We start from the raw sequence: 17,549 nt of genomic DNA, 5'->3' as shown, positions 1-17,549 counted from the left end.
CGGGTTTTTTTACGCCCGGAGGAAAGCCCATGCCCAGTATCGGCGGACGGTACCGCATGAAAAACGGCAAGCCCGAGCTTGTCCACGAAACCAAACCCGCCCCGGCGCCCGCCGGGGCGAAAGAGAAAACCAAGGCCGCGCAGCCCGCCGGCAAGTCCGCCAAGCCGGCGGCCAAGAAAGAGGACTCTGGCAATGAATGAGCCACTACTCTGGCGAATCATGACCGTTGGCGCGATCATCGAGGATCAACGCGGCGTAACGCCGGACGATCTCAGCGGCATGGTGTTTTTCGACGTCATGACCAAGGAAAGCCCCGGCGTCTACCAGGGCGATACCGCCGAGCGCGAGCGCATGAAGCCCGGCTTCGGTGCCAACGAGCAGGTCAACGTCGCCCCTTATTCCACGCGCACCATTCGCGTGCCCTACGCGGGTTCCGGCACCCCCGGCGTGCCGCCATCGTACTGGCCGCTGATGCTCGCCGCTGCTCACCGCGAAACGATCGACACGAGCGATAACAACGCACACGTGGCGTACGAGCCGGTCTCGAGCAATATGCACTCGATCTCGCTGTTCTGGTGGTCCGACAACGACGAGCTGCAGGTGCTGCCCGGTGTACGTGGCTCGGTTACGCGGACCTCTGACGCCAAGGCCATGCCGTACTTCGAATTCAGCTTTACAGGCCTGTACCAGCGGCCCCGCACTGAGGCCCCGCCCACAGGCGGTACCCGCGCGCCACAGGCCAAGGAAGTCCCGGTGAACAAGCAGAACAGCGTGTTCGAGCTGTTCAAGCAGAAAGTGCCGATGCAATCCTGGTCGTTCGACATGGCCGCCCAGGTCGAGCACCGCAACCTGGTGAACTACGAAGGCGTGCATATCACTGATCGTCAAGCGACCGGTCAGCTCAACATCCAGAAGCCGCGGATCGAGGACCTCAATATTTTTGAGCTGATCGAGTCGCACAACGGCTCGGTGGAAGGCGAGATGATGTTCAAGCACGGCACCGCTCCCGGCAACATCGTCGAGTTCGAAGCCGCCCGCGTGCAGCTCTCGAACTATCAGGAAGCGGACAACCAGGGCATCACCCACTGCACCATGGACACCCGCCTGCTCTCCGCGCCGGAAGGCGACGGCGACTACCGCTACGTGTTCCGTTAAATGCCACCACACCTAAACGCGCCGCCCTGAGCGGCGCTTTTGTTTGCCGACTATTCAAGGAAACCACCATGTCTCTCGTACTCAAGAAAATCCCCACCATTACCGTCGACGTGCCCGTGCAAGTGCCGGAGGAGGAGAACCCCTCCACCATTCAGGCCACATGGAAGCTGCACAACTGGGACGATTACCGCGCCACGGTCACCGCTCAACAGGCGGGTAAAAAAGACGACGAAGACCTCATCAAGGATCTGCAGGGCATCACTGGTATCAAGGGTGAAGACGGCAAGGACCTGCCGTTCGACAAGGACCTCCTCGAGCAGCTAATGCAGACCACTTACATCCGCCGCCCGCTGATCCTGAGCTGGTTCGCGGCGCAAGAAGGGCGTAACCAGGCCGCCGCAAAAAACTAAGAGGCGCTGGCCAGTGGTGGGCCCAGGGGCCCGCCCCCAAAGACCAGCGGAAGAAAGACACAAGCCGCTGGGGCCTCACGGATGATAACCCCGAGCCGGAAGCGCCCACGCAGTTCGAAGTGTGGGAAGAGCACTGGCCGGCGCTCGAACTGTTTTTCGCCATGCGCACCCAGTGGCGTGTGGTCGCTGGCATGGCCGGCGAGCACCGCCAAGGCATCGATTACACCGCCCTATACGGACACCCCAAATTCGCCCGCCTCGGGTTTGACGAGCAGGACGAACGGCTGGCGCAGATTCAGCACATCGAAGCGGGGGCCCTGGCCGTAATGAACAGCCAGAGCCACCACGCCGAACAGGAAGTGGAAGACCGCCGCCGCATGCACGACATGATCATGCAGAACCATCTCGCGCAGCAGAAGCTGCTATTGGAGGACATGCGTACGAGGATGGGGCTGGATTCGAGAGGGCGGTTTATTGCCTAGCAAAACTTAGCCCGGTGCGGTACGTTCCCAATTGAGATCATTGAGGGGAACAACAATGCACCATCGCATAATGCCAGACCGAGAACGCTGGAGTAACTGGGTCACGCTGGCTTGGATATTTGCCGTTATAGCATGCTTGGGTGGAATTTTTCTTGTGGTGAACTTCGGCTATGTTGAGATACCGAGGGCTGGTGGTTACGGTACTCGACGCGAACCGAGCCTGTTTATTTGGGCGCTTGCGATTGGCCAGGCGATCAGTTCTATTATGCTTGCCGTCATATTTAGCATGCTCAACAGCATTTACCAGAACACCTGCGACCAGATGAAAGCGACGGTGCCAAAGGAAGTTCCCTTGATGCCAGAAGAGAAAAAGCATTCTGGAAAGGGCTTGCGGCTAACACACGTAAAGCCAGAATCACCGCTATCAGCCGTTCTCTATACCGGCTGTCTCATCATTAGGGTTAATGATCAGCCAGTAGATAGCGTCAAAGAGATAGAGCCACTGATAACGAAAGCGCCTACAAAGGTCGAGTTCCAGGCGCCCATGGGTGAACAAGCGACAAAATGGGTTCATCTTAAGCCACATCAGGACCTCCATTTGAAGGGCGAGGCCGCCGAGATTCCAGCTTAATGGAGGTGAAGATGTTTAAGCGCGTTCTGATTCCAGTGACTATGGCTTTTTTGGCGCCCACCGCTTGGGCACAAGAAACGGTCAATAACGAGCAGTACGAGCACGGGCGCACGACAGGCACTTATACCGCAGATTTAACCAACCCCATGGAGTAGCGATCGTAGCTCCGAATAAGCCCGCCACCGCGCGGGCTTTTTAATACCCGACATTTAATCAGCCCGCCGCGTGCGGGCTTTTTTGTGCCAGTAATTCGAGGTGTAGCCCCATGGCGCAGAACTATAAAACTGGCTTGATAATCACTGGCGATGCCAGCGGCGGTATCCGGGCCATCAAGGCCACGGACGACGAGCTGGGCAAACTGAACAAGGGCTTCGACCGCGGCTCGCGCCGTAGCCGCCAGTTCAACCAGGATATGAACGCGACCAGCCAAGGGCTGACCATGCTCCGCCGGGCGGCCGCCCCCGTTGCGGGCGCGATCGCGGGAATGTTCGCGGCGAACACCATCAAAAGCCAGATTGACTTTGGTGCGTCGTTGGCGGACATCAACACCCGCCTAGGCGCCTCGGCCGAGGCGCTGAGCCAGTACAACTACGTCGCCAAGCTGAGCGGCGTCGAGTTCGGCCAGCTCACCACCGCGTGGCAGCGCCAAACGCGCCGTATTGCGGAAGCCGCCACCGGCACCGGCGTGGCATCCAAGGCGCTCGAACGTCTCAACCTGAACGCAAAAGAGCTCAGCCAGCTCGCTCCCGAAGACCAGTTCGAGCGCATCGCCACCGCCATGCAGTCGGTCGAAAGCAGCAGTGAACGCGTGGCACTGGCGCAAAAGCTTTGGGACAGCGAAGGCGTCAAACTGGTGCAAGTTGTCAACCAGGGCACCGAGTCCATTGCCGCGATGCGGGCGGAGGCTGATGCACTGGGGCTGACGATCAGCAACGAAACGGCGTCGGCAATGGGGGCATATAACGCCGAAGTGGACCGGCTGTCGTTCGCCGCTCAGGGCTTGAGTCAGTCGATTGCCAGTGAGCTGATACCGTCAATAACGCAGGGACTGCAAGCCACGAATGCCTTCATTCAGGAGGCAGGCGGGGCATCAAGCATTCTGAATGAAATAAAGGATGTGGCGGCGCTGGCAGCCGTTGTAGTGGCTGGACGTTACGCCGGTGCGTTTGCAGCATCGGCAAAGAAATTAGCCGCAAATACTGCCGAGACATACACCAACGCGCAGGCGAATGCCGCCGCCACTCAAGCAGCCGCCCGCAGGACCGCCGCTGAAAAGCAATCCGCCATGGCGATGCTGAGCACGGCGCGCCTAGAAGAGCAGGCGACCCGAGGCACGGCGGCCCATGCTTTGGCATTGGATAATCTGAGTCGCGCTCGTGCTCAGGCGGCTACAGCGGCCGGCGCCCATACAGCCGCAACCAACGCTAATGCCTTGGCAATGCAGCGCAACACCGTATCGGCATACGCCATGGCTGCAGCGAGCCGTGCGGCCAGTGCATCGCTGGCGCTGATCGGCGGCCCTGTGGGCGCCGCCGTGCTGGCAGGCACGGCGGCCTATTACTTCCGCGACTCACTCGGGTTCACGTCTGCAGCCGCGCGCGAGACCACGCAGGACATCGATCAGCTCACTGATAGCCTGGACAACTACACCCGCGCCCAATACGAAAGCAACCGGGTTTCGATTGTGCAGGATCTCGCCGAGGCCCGCATCGAAGCTGAGAAACTGTCGCGGCAGATTCTTGAATTGCAGGACCAAAGCCGCGACGAAGGCGTTATCTATCAGGGCCGCGGGGGTGCCGCTACCAGTCAGCTACCGGCCTTAAGGGCCGAGCTGCAAGAGCAGCAACGCATTGTTCGAGCCAACGAGGAAGGCCTCAGAAAGTACGACCAGGCATGGAAAGACGTACTCGAGTCGCAAATCTCGGGCGTCAGCATCTTCCGTACGCTCGACCAGTGGTTGATGACGAACGGCGATTCGGCATCGGAAACGTCCCGCCGCTTCAACGCCCTGGGCGACTCGTTGGGCGAGGGCGACGAGAAATGGGACGACTACATCGCCAAATTGCAGGCCGCGCGCGATGTCATGGGCATGACCGCCGCCGAGTCCGCGCAGTATGCCGCTGCCCAAGCGGGTTACAAGGGCCTGTACGCCGACCAGGCGGCGGCCGTTGCGGGGCAGACCGACGCTTTAAGCGACTATCAGAAAGCCGTTGCCGACGGCAACGAAACCGAAGCGCAGGCCCACTTAGCGCGCGCCCAGCGCTACGCTGAAGCGGAAGCGATGGTGCAGGCGCAGCTGCAAAACATCGACACGCTGACCACGCTACTTCAAGGCGTGCAAACCGAGCTTTCCGCTACGGCGCTCTCTGCCGCGCTGGTAGTAGGCGATGGCTCCGGCGCCGCCGCGGCGAACGTGGCTGCCGCCATTGAGGCTATCAACAACCGTGCGGCCGCCATTCGCAACACCACGACCGTCACGGTCAAGAACACCGCCGCGAACCGCGAAGCGAGCAAAGCCGCGCGGGAGGCCGAGCAAGCTGCGCAGAAGCAGGCCGATGCCCTGCAGTCCATCCGGGAGGAAATGGACCCACTGCTACGCGACCACGCGACGTATGTCGATCGCATCACCGTGCTCGAGAAAGCGCTGGCCGCCGGTACGATCACCCAGAAAGACTTTGGCGACGCCGTGCGCTGGAGCGCCGAGCAGTACACGCGCGCCGCCTCCGGCGCCGAGGACTACGAGAACCAGACCGAATCGCTGGTGAGCAAATATGATGCTCACAACCAGCGAGCGAAACTGCTACGCACCGAGCTAGAACAGATCAATCAGCGCTACCGTACGGGCATTTACGACGGCGACCAGTACGGTCGCATGGTCCAAAACGTGCGCGATGAGATGGACCAGCTCGCGAAAGAAGCGGATGGCAATAGCGACCGCATCGCCCAGAGCTTCACTACCTGGGGCACCGTAGCGGATAACACGCTGCGCAGCGTCGACGACGCCGGCCGAGACGCATGGCTGGGTCTGGTCGACGGCTCCACCAGCGCACGGGAAACCATCGAGCGCGGCTTCGAGCAGACGCTAGCGAACATCGGCCACATGCTGAGCACCCAGCAGTTAACGTTCTATGTGTCGGGCGTGATGGGAATGGATAGCACCGGCATGCCGGGCGGTGGCGGCGGTGGTTTCAATCTCGGTTCGATGGGCTCAATTCGCAACGGTTGGCAGGCCGTGCAAAGTGGCGTTGGTAATATCCAGTGGACCGGCGCGGGAGGCCAGCAAGCGTACGGCGGCGGCTGGGCGAATGCAGCGACCCAAGGTACCGGGGCGAGCGGCTACCTCGGCGGCAGCATGCAGAACTTCTCGGGCATGCAGGGCCTCGCCAGCGCCGGTACCGGCTTCGCCGGTGGGTATGCCGGTACCCAAATGGGGCAATCGCTATTCGGAAAAAATGCGGGAAGCTCGTGGGGCGCAACAGGTGGGGCGGTAGCGGGTACCTATTTCGGTGGTCCGCTCGGCGCGGCGATTGGTGGCGCTATCGGCGGGGCGCTTGATGCCGCGTTTGGTAGCGGTAAATCCAATCCACGCCTGAACGTTAGCACTTACGGAGAGCAGTCAGCGTTCTCACACGATTCCATCGCGACCAGCGCACTGGGTACGATTGGGTTCGGTCAGGGTACCCGGCGCTCCGACGAAATGTTCGGGTCCGTCGAGAAGGAACGGGAATGGCTTGCCAGCTATGCCGCGCTAGACAACATGATGGCGTCGCTTGCAGAGACCCCCGCGCAGCTTGAAGAAATGCAGCGAGCCGCACAGGGGTTTCATGTGTCTGTCGGCACCGCGGCGGAAGCCAGCGCGCGCATGAATGACCGTACCGTCACGATCGCGGCGACGATCGATGGCTACTTCGCCGCGTCGTTGAGAAAAGCGGGCATCAACGCGGAGCAGATGACAGCGCGTGTCGTAGACGCCGCTCAGGCCATGAATCTCGTGGATTCCGCGAGCGAGCGCCTGAACCTCAACTATGACAAAAACGGCCATGTCGCAATGCACTGGGCCGATGCAATGGCCCAGCAGGCCGGCGGGGTGGAGAACCTGGCGTCGCTGCAAAGCAGCTACTACCAGCAGTTTTTCAGCGAAGCCGAGCGCGCCGCAAACCTGCAGGACGACCTGACCCGTGCGCTCAATGCGATGGGGATGGCCCTGCCGGAAAACGAGGCCGGGTTCCGGCGACTGGTCGAGGCGCAGCGGCAGCACACCGCCGCGGGGTCTCAGAACTACGTGCAGCTACTGCAACTGAGCGACGGGTTCAGCGAGCTACAGCGAATGCTGGGCAAAACCGAGGTGGCCACCGACGCCGCGACCGACGCCCAGCGCCGAGCCGAGGAAGCGGCCCGGGCGCAGGAGGAGCACGAGCGTACGAAAGGCCAGCTCGAAACCCGTTACCTGAACATGCTCGGTACCCGCGAAGCCGAACTCGAGCTACGCGCCCGCGAGCTCAATAGCATCGATGAATCTAACCGCTGGCGGCTGGAGTACATCCATGCGCTCGAGGACGAACAGGCGGCGCAGAAAGCCGCTGAACAAGCGCAGCAGGAGCGCACACGGGCGATCGAGAAAGAGGCTCAAGCCTGGGCCAACGCCCGTGACCAGCTTACGAACTTCGGCAACAGTATTAGCGGATGGGTCGCACAACTGAACGCCACCGATACAGGTGGGGGCACGCCTCGGTCACGTCTCGAAGCGTCTGACGCGGATTTCTGGGCGCAGTACGAAAAGGCGCTGGGCGGCGATCGCAATGCGCAACAGGGCTTGACCCAGTACGCTGATCGTTACATCAACAACCTGCAAGAGATGTACGCCAGTAGCGCGCCGGCGGCGGCGGGTATCGCCGAGATCCGCGACGCGATGGAGCGCCTGCCGGAAATGCTGAGCCCTGAGCAATTCCTCGCGGACGAGTTCAGGGGCATCATCGGCGAGCAAACCGGCGTGCTCGCCGGCCGGGTCGATCTCAACGGTGACGGCACGGTATCGGCGTTAGAGCAGACCATCGCGGCGAACTGGAGCACGACCGAACTTTTAAGCGGTGTGCTCAATACGGAGATGAACCGGCTGGGCACTACGGTGCTGACCGAGGCTCAGGTGCGTAAAGCGCTGGCGCCGCATGCCACGGATGCCGAGATTGATCGGCTCATTCGCGAGGTAGACACGAACGGCGACGGCATGATCAATCGCCAAGAACTGACCAACGCGCGCCTCGCTGGGCTGGAGGGCGGTTTCGCTCGCGCGATCGCGACCGAGTTTGATCGAATCGACATCGATGCCAGCGGGTTCATTGACTACAACGAGTTCCGCCGCGCGTTCGCGGGGATGGCCACCGATGCTGAGCTTCGCCGGATTTTCGGCAAACTCGACAAAGACGGCTCGGGTACGATCAGCCGGCTTGAGGCGATCAATTCGACTACCGGCCGGGTGAGCAGCAATACGGGCCGCATCGACAGCAACACCGGCAACATCGATAGCCGAGCGCGTAACTCGCAAACCGGCATGCGTGTGACCCTGACCCACGGCCAGCCCGGTGACGTGTTGAGCCAGATTGGTTGGGTTTTCGGGCAACAAATGCACGGCTGGTCGGCGCGTATCGGTCAAGAGCATGCGATTCAGATGCGGCGCCAGGGTATCGGTAACTCCGGTACGCCGTACTGGGCAGGCGGCTACACCGGCCCGGGCGGCAAATATCAGCCCGCGGGTACCGTTCACGCAGGCGAAATCGTCTGGAGTCAGGACGACATCACCCGCGCCGGTGGGGTCGATAACGTCGAAGCGTTGCGCTTGGGCACAGCCAGCGCCGCGGTCCTGCAAATGCAACTGCCGGACGCACCGTTGCCCATGCCGACACCAGTGCTGCCCATGTCTCAGCATTCACTACTGGGCCAAAGCGATCAGGTAGAAGCATGGCGCGACCTGCTGAACGAAAACAGGCATCTGCGCCAGGACGTAAACCGCTTGCTGGGTAAGATCGAGCAGCACACCGGTGCCGGTGTCGCGGTACAGCAGGAGGGCTTTAAACAGCAGATCAACGAGCAGCGTAAGGGCAATCGTTCGCTCGACGACATGAGCGCCGCCGCGCGGCTGGAGGGTAGCCGATGAGTGGTTACTGGTTGTTTGCCGTCGATGCGCTGGACCCGGACGACCGCCCGGTGACGTTGCGCTTCAGTACACCCGGGTATATCGACCCCGAGCCCATCCGATGGATACCCCGCATCAAGCAGCCCGGACTCTTTAGAGCCGGGCTTTTTGCTGGGGATCTGTTGAGCACGTCACGCAGCGGCTACGGCGAGACGACGCTGATTAACAACGATGGCCAGCTCGATTGGCTGGTGGACTACGCCACCGACGGTCGCCGGGTAGTGCTCGAGCGCGTCGACGAGGACAAACGGGTCACGGTGCTGGATGGTACCGTCGCCCGGGTCGGGTTCGAGAGCGGCCGCGTTTCGTTCAAACTGCGCGATCCGCTCGAGCGTCTGCAGCAGCCGCACCCGCACAACCGATTTGCAGGCGATAACGTCGCGCCCAACGGGCTGGAGGGCACCGACGAGGACATTGGCGGCAACGTGAAGCCAAGGCTTTACGGCCAGGTGCGCAACGCCAATATCAGCCAGTTCGCGGTGAACACACAAAAGCTCATCTACCAGGTGAGCGATGCCGACTGCACCGTCACCGCTGTTTACGACCGGGGGGCCGAGCTGACATTTGACGGCGATTACTCATCGCTCGCCGATCTGCAGCGCACCGCCCCGGCGTCCAGCGGCTGGCAAAACTGGGAGCCGCCAAAAGGTACGTGGCGTCGGTACAAAGGCTACGTGCGGCTGGGTAGTTCGCCCCTGGGCGAGGTCACGTGTGATGCTCACGCACCGGTCACGCGCGCGGGCGAGGTGGTCAAGCAGCTGGCCCGCGAGGCCGGGGCCACGGTCGACAGCATTGGCGCGCTGAATGATCGCGGTGACGTTCGGCTATGGGTCACGGATGAAACCCCGACCGCTGCGCTGATCGATCGCCTGGTAGCGTCTTGCGCAGGATTCTGGCGGGTAACGCAGGTGGGGCGGCTGGTGGCCGGTTTGCTCACCGCCCCGGGCGCGCCGGTACTCACGCTGCGCGATCACCACATTATTAGCATCGACCGGGAAGCTGCCGGCGCAGGCAGTAACGGCTTGCCGGTGGGGCGTGTGACGTGGCAGGCCGACCGCATCGAAACAGTGCAATCGGATCTTGCGGGTGGCGTGTCTGAAACCCGCCGGGCGCGGCTTTCCAGCCAGTACCGCGACGCGGTGGCCGAATCCAAGTCCACTCTCGACCGCCACCCGCTTGCGGCGGCCGTCACCGTGGCCAGTGATTTGGCGACTCGGTCCGCCGGGCAGCAAACCGCCCGCGACGTGCTGGCGTTGCTATCACCCCGGCGCGATCGCCTGAAAGTCGTGGCCCGCATAAGCCGCGCCGCCGCCATTCAAATAGGCCAGACCATCCGCATCGAGACGCCCCGGCTGGGCTACAGCGCCGGGCGTAACGTGCTGGTTGTGGGCCGTGAACCGGACGGCGAGCGCAACCGCGTAACGCTCAATCTGTGGGGCTGAGATGGACCCGAAAAAAATAGTTCTGTGTTGGCCCAATCACGTCAACGAGGCCACGGCCAGCGGCGGCGGCTGGGAGCAGCAGCTACCACTGGCCCAGGTGCTGGACCGCACCCCCAGCGAGCTGGCGCGCTCGATGGATCTAACGCCCGCGAATACGCAGATGTGGCTCACGATCAAGCGCTATCGGCCCATAGGCGTGGTGGCGCTCTACGCGCACAACCTGAGCGCATCGGCACGCTGGCGCGTCAGCGTCTATTTCGAGGAGGCCAGCGGCGAGCCCGCTTGGCAAAGCGAGTGGGTGCGCGTCTGGCCTGCGGTTTATGCCACCAGCGAGCTTGAGTGGGAATACGACAATTTCTGGGGCGGCGAGCTGGACGAGGACGACCGCGACAGCTTCACGCCGCTGGCCAAAATGTTTCTGCCCACGATTCGCGTCGCGCGAACGGTGCATATCGAGATCAACGACCCCGGTAATCCGGTGGGCTATGTGTCCGTGGGCCGGGTGTTTATTTCAGACGTGTGGCAGCCGGAATACAACATGAGTTTCGGCGGTAAATGGGGCTTCGATGACGGCACGACGGTGGAGGAGGCGGGCGACCCCAATCGCACCGAGTTTTTCGACATCAAAACCCCGAAACGAACGCTCACGTTTTCCCTCGACCACCTCACCGAGCAAGAGGGATTCCGGCGGATGCTGGCGATGCAGCGAAAGCTGGGCACCCATGGCGAGGTGCTGTTCGCCGAGAGCATCGAGGACACCCCGGAGAGCTTTTCAAAAACATTTATCGGCCGGCTGACAGCGCTAAACCCGCTCGACCACCCGCACGTCGCAAGTTACACGAACGCCCCCTCACTGATGGAGATTATTTAGATGGCTGATTCAGCACATTTCCCGGCCAAAATTGGCGGCAGCGGCCGCAGCTACACCGCCGACGCGAACCCCGATACCGGCATGTTCGACGGGGGCCACCGGCGCAATATGATTCCGATGGCGGCCGATATGGTCAGCGCCGCTGGGTATGTGAGCCAGTACGCCTCGGCGATCGATGGGGCCAAGGCTAACGCTGATAAAGCGGAAGATGCTCGCGGGTATGTCAAGGCATTTGCGGATGGCATCCGATTCAGCGTTCTAGATAACTACAGAAGGCGTGCCACATTAGGTCTGGATTTCGTTCGTGGTCACTATTTTGTTGATGATGGTGAGCGCATTGAATCCAGTGATTTGACTAAGGTAATGAGCTTCGAAAGGGCGAGCCCGAAATGGGCTCGCAGCCCTAACGTAAATCATCGCATGTATTCGAGCGATAACCCGGCTCGTTCATGGTTGAATGGAAAGTCGGGTGGCATTAGCCTGGAGAATGAAGGTACGAACTTGGCACTTTCTTCCAGCGATATATCGACAAGGTTATGGTCCTCGTTCGAGGGTGTTACGCGCCTTGAGCGCGCCGGCCACCTGACTATCGTGCACGGGAACGGAAGCGGTAGTAATCGAGTAGCGTTTCGGTACGCGAATGAAAATGTGATCAACGTTGAAGCCGGCCGATACTATACTTTTTCGGGTACTTTCAAACCTTTGGCTGCTCAGTCCTTGCTTGTCTATGTCGGCGGCGCGTTCACAGAGCAGGGCGGCGCCTCCAGCGTTCGAGTCCGTTTTGATACGGCTCCGCTTTTGGCCAGTGTCGCGTTCAACGAAGCAGGTAGCGATGTAAAAAACCTGGTGTTTGAGCCGTTGGGCGATGGATCTTACTTCTTTTCATTTACGGTACGGTGCTACTCAAACGCTAGTGAGCGGCCAATTTATTATGCGTCGGACGTTGATTTGATCGGCTCTACCCGCGCAAGCGGCCCCTGCATAGGTATAGGGAATCTTCAGGTGGAGGACGGTCAGGAATTTTCTTTCCATATACCCACTGACGATAGTGCGGTTACTCGCAGTAAAGATGTGCTCTACAAGTCGTTGGGTGATGAATTCAATGCTAGTGGCAGTACGTTTTACATGGAGTTCAATCCGCGATTGCTGGGCTATCGGCGCGGAATATTGACACTCGCCCTGGCCCCCGAGTCGGCGAATAACAACTTCGGTATTTTTACGGGCCAGGCTGATGGAAACTTGGAGCTGGCATCGTTCACGTATGAAGCGGGGGGCGATAACCAGAATTTCGCTGCATCGGTTCGTGCAAACCAGTGGCACAGAGTGGCGTTCAGTTTTAACTCGAAAGGGGAGGTGCGCGCCTCATGGAACGGTCGTCGCGCGAGCCAAATGATTGGAGGTGCCGTCGTCGAGTTGCTGGGAAAAAGGCTAAGCCTCTGTGTTTCAACCAGCGCAGGTCGAGTTCTGGGTGCGGCGAATGGCTACGAGGCAATGAGTATCAGGGAGATTCTACTGGTGCCGGATGAGTTGTCGAATGCTGAGTTGGAGGAGATGACACGATGATTGATTCGATTTTGTATATTGGTGATTTCATATCCCTGGTTGATTATCTGGACGAGCATGAGCCCGGGCTGCTGCTGCGCAACGATGACGGATCTCGTGTAGAGCCACCCATCGTTACCGGAATAGCGAGGACGCCTGCCGTTTCTAATGGTAATCAGGTGATGGTCTATGCCCGATTAAGAGCAGAGGAGAGTGAACGTTGGCGTTACATGCCAGGTGTTGAAATTTTGGCGGAAGAAGCCTTTAACGGATTTGGTACAGGTGATCGGGTGTATCAACAGATATTCAGTGATCCTGAGCGGCTTGCTAAATACGATAGTGTCTATAATCGTGATCCAATCGAGGTCAATGGGGAGGATGGTGGCTACGTTTATACACCGCCCGCTAAATTTGGCATCATTGCTGGGGCCTGACCATGAGCTATCAAACCCACGTCGCCTTGCGCCTGTCCGACGTTCCCGGCGCGGTGCCCGCGCTCGACCAGCTCGACGCCGGGACGCTGGCGTTCAATACCGCTGACCGGGTGATATACGCCCGGTTCGGCGACCAGATAGAGCCCATCAACATGACCTCCGCGCACCGCGACCAGCTCGCCGCCTTGGGCACGATGGCCACCCGCAACGTGTTCATCTCCGATCAGCCGCCGGACGACGCCCAGGGCGAAGACGGCGACGTGTGGCTACAGCACTGGAGCACCTGACCCATGCACGTACGCATCGAAGAGCGCTGGCGCTACGCCGAGGAATGCGTGCGCGTGGCCGGCCGCTGGCGTGCCGCGTCCCGCTGGGAGCGCATCGACGGCCGCTGGGTGCTGGTGCGCGATGCCCGGACGTGGGCGCTTAAGGAATTGGAATGGGAGGATGATCGTTTTTGGGAAGGGGTGCCGAGTCAGTAGCCGCCCGGGCACTAACCCTGGGCGGTTTTCTGTAGCTAAAAAAGCTAAAAGCCTTGGGAAATGCTAGAGCCAAGTTATATAGCTTAATCAGTTTTATATTTAATTAAGCTAGAATCTAAGCTTAAGTTTTTTTCCAATAATCGATATACGCTGCGTTCACTTCCTTCATTTTCATTTTGAATATGTAGTTTAATGTAAGTCATTTTGCTATAGTGTTCTTTTTCAATTTCTTTGTACATAGTAATTTTTATTTTGCTTTCTTTTTCTGTTGTTATTAAAGAGTGATTCGCTTTCGCTAAAAGTAAGGCTGTCTGGTAAAAATCCAAGTATGGTGTGTATTTTTCTTTCGTCTTAATTCTGTTTGACCGTATAAGCAAAAGCTCTATTTTTTCATTTAACTTAAGCAGGTGCTCTTCAGCTTTTTTAATTCCGGTGCCATTGAGTGATGATTTAGTGTTAATTATTTCTTTTTTGCCTTCCAGTTCTTCCAAGAACTCTTTATTCTCATTTTCACTGATGTATCTTAATAAACTTCTTGTCAATATCGACAGAGACTCTTCTTTTTCTTGGTTGTTATATATAATAGTTTTTAAGAAAGATATTAGTAAGAATGCAAGAGCAATTATAGTTGATATATTTGCTATTTTTGAAAGCTCATGGCTATTAGTTAAGTTGTAAAGTAAAGGGATTGAGGTTAACGATAAAAATATCAAAAAAGTATAGAAATATAAGTCAGATATTTTCCCTGCCAAACGATGTATCTTGTTCATTAGCTTCTCTCATTGATTCACGATTTTACAATCGGGATTTCATCCCAGCTCGTAGTATACCTTGGCGTTCGATGCTCGCAACGCAGCTCCCAGTTGTTCACTTTTCGCTGCATTCCCAGCCCGATGGTGCCTTTCCCGTGTTCCCGGTTGAGTTTGTCCAAGGTAGCCATGAGCAGCTCATTCTTCTCCCGCGCTTCATCACTTTCTGTCATGCCCAACAGCCCTAGCTGCTCGTTCTCGTGATCGCACAGGTCCATGAGCATCACGCCGCACTTCTGATACCAGATCCCTTCGCGAAAAATCTGCTCAAGCCCGGCGCTGGCGGCGCGGATCAGAGCCCGGCTATCGCAGGTGGCGCTGGGGAGGGGCACCACCACACTCTTACTGTAGCTGGGCAGGTCGTCACGAAATCGATTCGTGCGCACGAAAACCATGATCGCCTGGGCGAGGCCTTGCTGCTTACGAAGCTTCTCGCCGGCCCGCGCCGCGTGCACGCGTACCGCCTCCCGAAGATCGGCTTTATTCTGGGTAAGCCTGCCGAAAGAGCGCGACACCATAATCTGCTTTTTTGGCTCGGTCATGTCGTCGAGCTCGATACAGTTGACGCCACGGAGTTCGTACACGATGCGCTCCATCACCACCGAGAAGTGTTTGCGCAGGTGCTTGGGCGATGCCTCACGCAGTTGCCAGGCCGTCTCGATGCCCAGCGTGTGCAAGCGCGCGGCGCTTCGATGGGCCACGCCCCATATCTCGCTCACTGGCAGCTGCTCGAGGAACGCCCGAGTGTCGTCGCTATCCGGATGCATGATCGCCACCCCAGCGAATCCGGTCTCTTTCTTGGCGCGATGATTGGCGATCTTGGCGAGCGTTTTCGAGGTGCTGAGCCCTACGCTCACCGGAATACCGGTATCACGCTTCACCTGGGCCCGCATGACCTGGCAGCGATCGGTCAGGGTGTCGAGCGCGAACCCCTCGAACGAGAGAAACGATTCGTCGATGCTGTAGACCTCGACGTGGGGCGTGTGCTGCCTCAGGACGTCGGTCACGCGGCGGCTCATGTCACCGTAGAGAGCGTAGTTTGAGCTCAGCAGCGTGCACTGCCTGCGGACGTGAGGCTCGATCTTGTGGGCCGGCATGCCCATGGCCACGCCGAGGTCCTTGATCTCTTGCGATCGCGCGACGACGCATCCGTCATTGTTCGAGAGCACGCCTACCGGCTCACCCTCGAGCCGCGGCTGAAACACGCGCTCGCAGCTTACGTAGAAGTTGTTGCAGTCGACCAAAGCAATCATGTTGAAAACCCTGGAGCAAGGGCGTGAACGTTATGAGTTACGACGCCCCACACTTCGCAATCGTGACCCATCAGCGGAATGGGTTTGAAGTTGGGGTTTGATGCGATCAGATAGGGGCGGTTACCCATCATGCTGTAGCGCTTACAGGTAAATTCCCCGTCGATACTCATGATGACGATGTGACCCGGGCGGGGCTGCAGTGACCGATCGACGATGAGTAGGTCGCCATCGTAGATTCCGGCACCTTCCATGCTCGTTCCTTTGGAGCGCAGGAAGTACGTTGCGCTCGGGTGCTGAACCAGATGCGAGACAAGATCGAGCTCGGCTTCCAAGTAGTCGTCGGCGGGCGATGGGAAACCTGCGCGCACGAAGCCACTGATCAGTGGAATCTTTGATGGGAAGGACGTGTTGGCGCGTCCGAGGACTGATAGGTGCATGTTCATGCCATGCTCTCCTCGGGGTTCCAGCGGATGCGTACTTGTTTGGCAGTGTCATCGAGAGGAGTCATCGTCACGTTCTCGACTGTACCCAAGTCGCTCAACATCTGTAACCAATCCTCGGCGCTGTCGTCGGGCTGACGCTGGATTTCGACGCAGCGATCGGCTTGAGCTTTTGGGCTGCCGATTTTGCGCTTTACGCGTTCAACCAACTGTTGGTAGGTATTCGACATGACGGTCCTCCTTGTATATCTGTTTATATATACAGTATTAAGAAGCGGAGTATAAGCAGGGGGGCTGATGAATGCTAGGGGTGGGGGAGAGCGATTTGGTCTAAAAAAGCTGACTCAAAAGCTGACATAGCTATGCCTAAATAGGCCCTTTCCAACCTATAGACACAAAAAAAGCACCCGTAGGTGCTTGATTTGTAGGGGTGTCTGGTGGAGGCGGCGGGAATTGAACCCGCGTCCGCCAGCACTCGCCCATTGGCTCTACATGCTTAGATTTCGTCATTTGCTTTAACGTAGCTGGCTCCGACGATCAGGATCCAGTCACGCGAGCCTTCTAAAGTTTAACGGTTGACGAGAAGACACCGCCAACCGCGGTCCTATCAGCTTTAGCTCATATCCCCGCAGTGATGAATAGGCACATCACCTTGGGGCCAGACAAGAAGCTAGCAGTTGTTACGCTGCCAGCGCGCCTTGAGCATAGTTTTCGTCGTTTGCGACTATTTTTCGTGATGTGGTATTTACGAGATACATCACGCTCTCGGCATGCACCGCAGGGTTTGTCACCGGCGTCGAAACCATGTCGCCCCCAGGTCAGAGCAGTATTCTAACGTGCTCAGCGCTAATTGACCAGCTACGCGCGGTTATGTTCCCGCATGATTCGACCTTTCTGACGGTCCCAGTCGCGATCTTTTTCGGTCGCGCGCTTATCGTGAAGCTGCTTACCGGTCACCAGCGCCAACTCACACTTCACCATATTGCGCTTCCAGTAGAGCTTGAGCGGCACGCAGGTGTGGCCCTTGTCCTGGGTGACCGAGAAGATCTTGGCGATCTCCTTGCGGTGAAGCAGCAGTTTGCGCGTGCGGGTCGGGTCAGCAATCTCGTGGGTGCTGGTGGTGTTGAGCGGCATGATGTGGCTACCCAGCAGCCACGCTTCGCCATTACGCACCAGAATATACGTGTCGGTGAGCTGACCCTTGCCCGCGCGCAGGCTTTTAACTTCCCAACCCGCAAGCGAAAGGCCTGCTTCGAAGGTTTCGTTAATGTGGTACTCAAACCGCGCCTTCTTGTTCTGGGCGATGGCGCTGTTGCTGGGGCCCTTGCTCTTGCCGTTCTTAGTGGCCATGAAACCTCATCATTAATCTGTCGATAGCACCCCCTTCGTTATATGGGGAGGCGTGATA

At 58.7% G+C, this 17,549-nt stretch carries 16 protein-coding genes, 1 other RNA gene and 1 pseudogene; 12 read left to right on the top strand and 6 right to left on the bottom strand.

Translation table 11 applies throughout. The annotated features are described in order from the left end of the window. Positions 1-29: 29 nt before the first annotated feature. From ACWHXT_RS15740 to ACWHXT_RS15685, 12 genes and pseudogenes are all read left to right on the top strand, one after another. On the top strand, positions 30-200 hold the full coding sequence (locus tag ACWHXT_RS15740) for a hypothetical protein (RefSeq protein ID WP_447956503.1): 171 nt from the start codon (positions 30-32) through the stop codon (positions 198-200). After that, on the top strand, positions 193-1,155 hold the full coding sequence (locus tag ACWHXT_RS15735; RefSeq protein WP_447956502.1) for a phage tail tube protein: 963 nt from the start codon (positions 193-195) through the stop codon (positions 1,153-1,155). The genes ACWHXT_RS15740 and ACWHXT_RS15735 overlap by 8 nt, the downstream gene beginning before the upstream one ends. Before the next feature lie 68 nt (positions 1,156-1,223). Next, positions 1,224-1,565 (top strand): hypothetical protein, encoded by a 342-nt coding sequence (locus ACWHXT_RS15730; RefSeq protein ID WP_447956501.1) that lies wholly within the window; start codon positions 1,224-1,226, stop codon positions 1,563-1,565. Positions 1,566-1,681: 116 nt separating this feature from the next. Continuing rightward, positions 1,682-2,047: pseudogene (locus ACWHXT_RS15725) on the top strand (DUF1799 domain-containing protein); the annotation flags it as partial. 55 nt (positions 2,048-2,102) lie between these two features. After that, positions 2,103-2,678 carry a hypothetical protein gene (locus ACWHXT_RS15720; protein WP_447956500.1) on the top strand — a complete coding sequence of 192 codons (576 nt, stop codon included), beginning with the start codon at positions 2,103-2,105 and terminating at the stop codon, positions 2,676-2,678. Between the two features lie 265 nt (positions 2,679-2,943). Beyond that, positions 2,944-8,829 (top strand): EF-hand domain-containing protein, encoded by a 5,886-nt coding sequence (locus ACWHXT_RS15715; RefSeq protein WP_447956499.1) that lies wholly within the window; start codon positions 2,944-2,946, stop codon positions 8,827-8,829. After that, positions 8,826-10,310: a hypothetical protein gene (locus ACWHXT_RS15710; RefSeq protein ID WP_447956498.1), complete on the top strand. Its 1,485-nt coding sequence runs from the start codon at positions 8,826-8,828 to the stop codon at positions 10,308-10,310. Before ACWHXT_RS15715 ends, ACWHXT_RS15710 begins: the two co-directional genes overlap by 4 nt. 1 nt (position 10,311) lies before the next feature. Beyond that, positions 10,312-11,181: a hypothetical protein gene (locus tag ACWHXT_RS15705; RefSeq protein WP_447956497.1), complete on the top strand. Its 870-nt coding sequence runs from the start codon at positions 10,312-10,314 to the stop codon at positions 11,179-11,181. After that, positions 11,182-12,744: a phage head spike fiber domain-containing protein gene (locus tag ACWHXT_RS15700; RefSeq protein ID WP_447956496.1), complete on the top strand. Its 1,563-nt coding sequence runs from the start codon at positions 11,182-11,184 to the stop codon at positions 12,742-12,744. Then, positions 12,741-13,157, top strand: coding sequence for a hypothetical protein (locus ACWHXT_RS15695; RefSeq protein WP_447956495.1), 417 nt, complete (start codon positions 12,741-12,743; stop codon positions 13,155-13,157). The genes ACWHXT_RS15700 and ACWHXT_RS15695 overlap by 4 nt, the downstream gene beginning before the upstream one ends. A gap of 2 nt (positions 13,158-13,159) precedes the next feature. Beyond that, positions 13,160-13,444 carry a hypothetical protein gene (locus tag ACWHXT_RS15690; protein WP_447956494.1) on the top strand — a complete coding sequence of 95 codons (285 nt, stop codon included), beginning with the start codon at positions 13,160-13,162 and terminating at the stop codon, positions 13,442-13,444. A 3-nt stretch (positions 13,445-13,447) separates the two neighbouring features. Beyond that, positions 13,448-13,639: a hypothetical protein gene (locus tag ACWHXT_RS15685; RefSeq protein ID WP_447956493.1), complete on the top strand. Its 192-nt coding sequence runs from the start codon at positions 13,448-13,450 to the stop codon at positions 13,637-13,639. Positions 13,640-13,722: 83 nt separating this feature from the next. On the opposite strand, the gene ACWHXT_RS15680 is transcribed toward ACWHXT_RS15685, so the two are convergent. The 6 genes from ACWHXT_RS15680 to smpB form a co-directional block, all read right to left on the bottom strand. Continuing rightward, positions 13,723-14,409 (bottom strand): hypothetical protein, encoded by a 687-nt coding sequence (locus tag ACWHXT_RS15680; RefSeq protein WP_447956492.1) that lies wholly within the window; start codon positions 14,407-14,409, stop codon positions 13,723-13,725. Positions 14,410-14,426: 17 nt separating this feature from the next. After that, a complete protein-coding gene (locus tag ACWHXT_RS15675; RefSeq protein ID WP_447956491.1) occupies positions 14,427-15,701 on the bottom strand; it encodes a Y-family DNA polymerase in 1,275 nt (424 codons plus the stop codon). After that, on the bottom strand, positions 15,698-16,144 hold the full coding sequence (locus ACWHXT_RS15670; protein ID WP_447956490.1) for a LexA family protein: 447 nt from the start codon (positions 16,142-16,144) through the stop codon (positions 15,698-15,700). Before ACWHXT_RS15670 ends, ACWHXT_RS15675 begins: the two co-directional genes overlap by 4 nt. Then, entirely contained in the window at positions 16,141-16,371 is a 231-nt protein-coding gene (locus ACWHXT_RS15665) for a DUF1654 domain-containing protein (RefSeq protein WP_447956489.1), read from the bottom strand. The genes ACWHXT_RS15670 and ACWHXT_RS15665 overlap by 4 nt, the downstream gene beginning before the upstream one ends. A gap of 205 nt (positions 16,372-16,576) precedes the next feature. Beyond that, positions 16,577-16,956, bottom strand: a transfer-messenger RNA (tmRNA) gene (gene ssrA, locus ACWHXT_RS15660). Positions 16,957-16,999: 43 nt separating this feature from the next. After that, entirely contained in the window at positions 17,000-17,491 is a 492-nt protein-coding gene (gene smpB, locus ACWHXT_RS15655; RefSeq protein ID WP_447894478.1) for an SsrA-binding protein SmpB, read from the bottom strand. Between the last annotated feature and the right edge of the window lie 58 nt (positions 17,492-17,549).

It is taken from the genome of Vreelandella halophytica (genome assembly GCF_968193635.1).
Note: the sequence above shows the minus strand (reverse complement) of the source record. Positions and strands in the feature narration are given on the sequence as shown.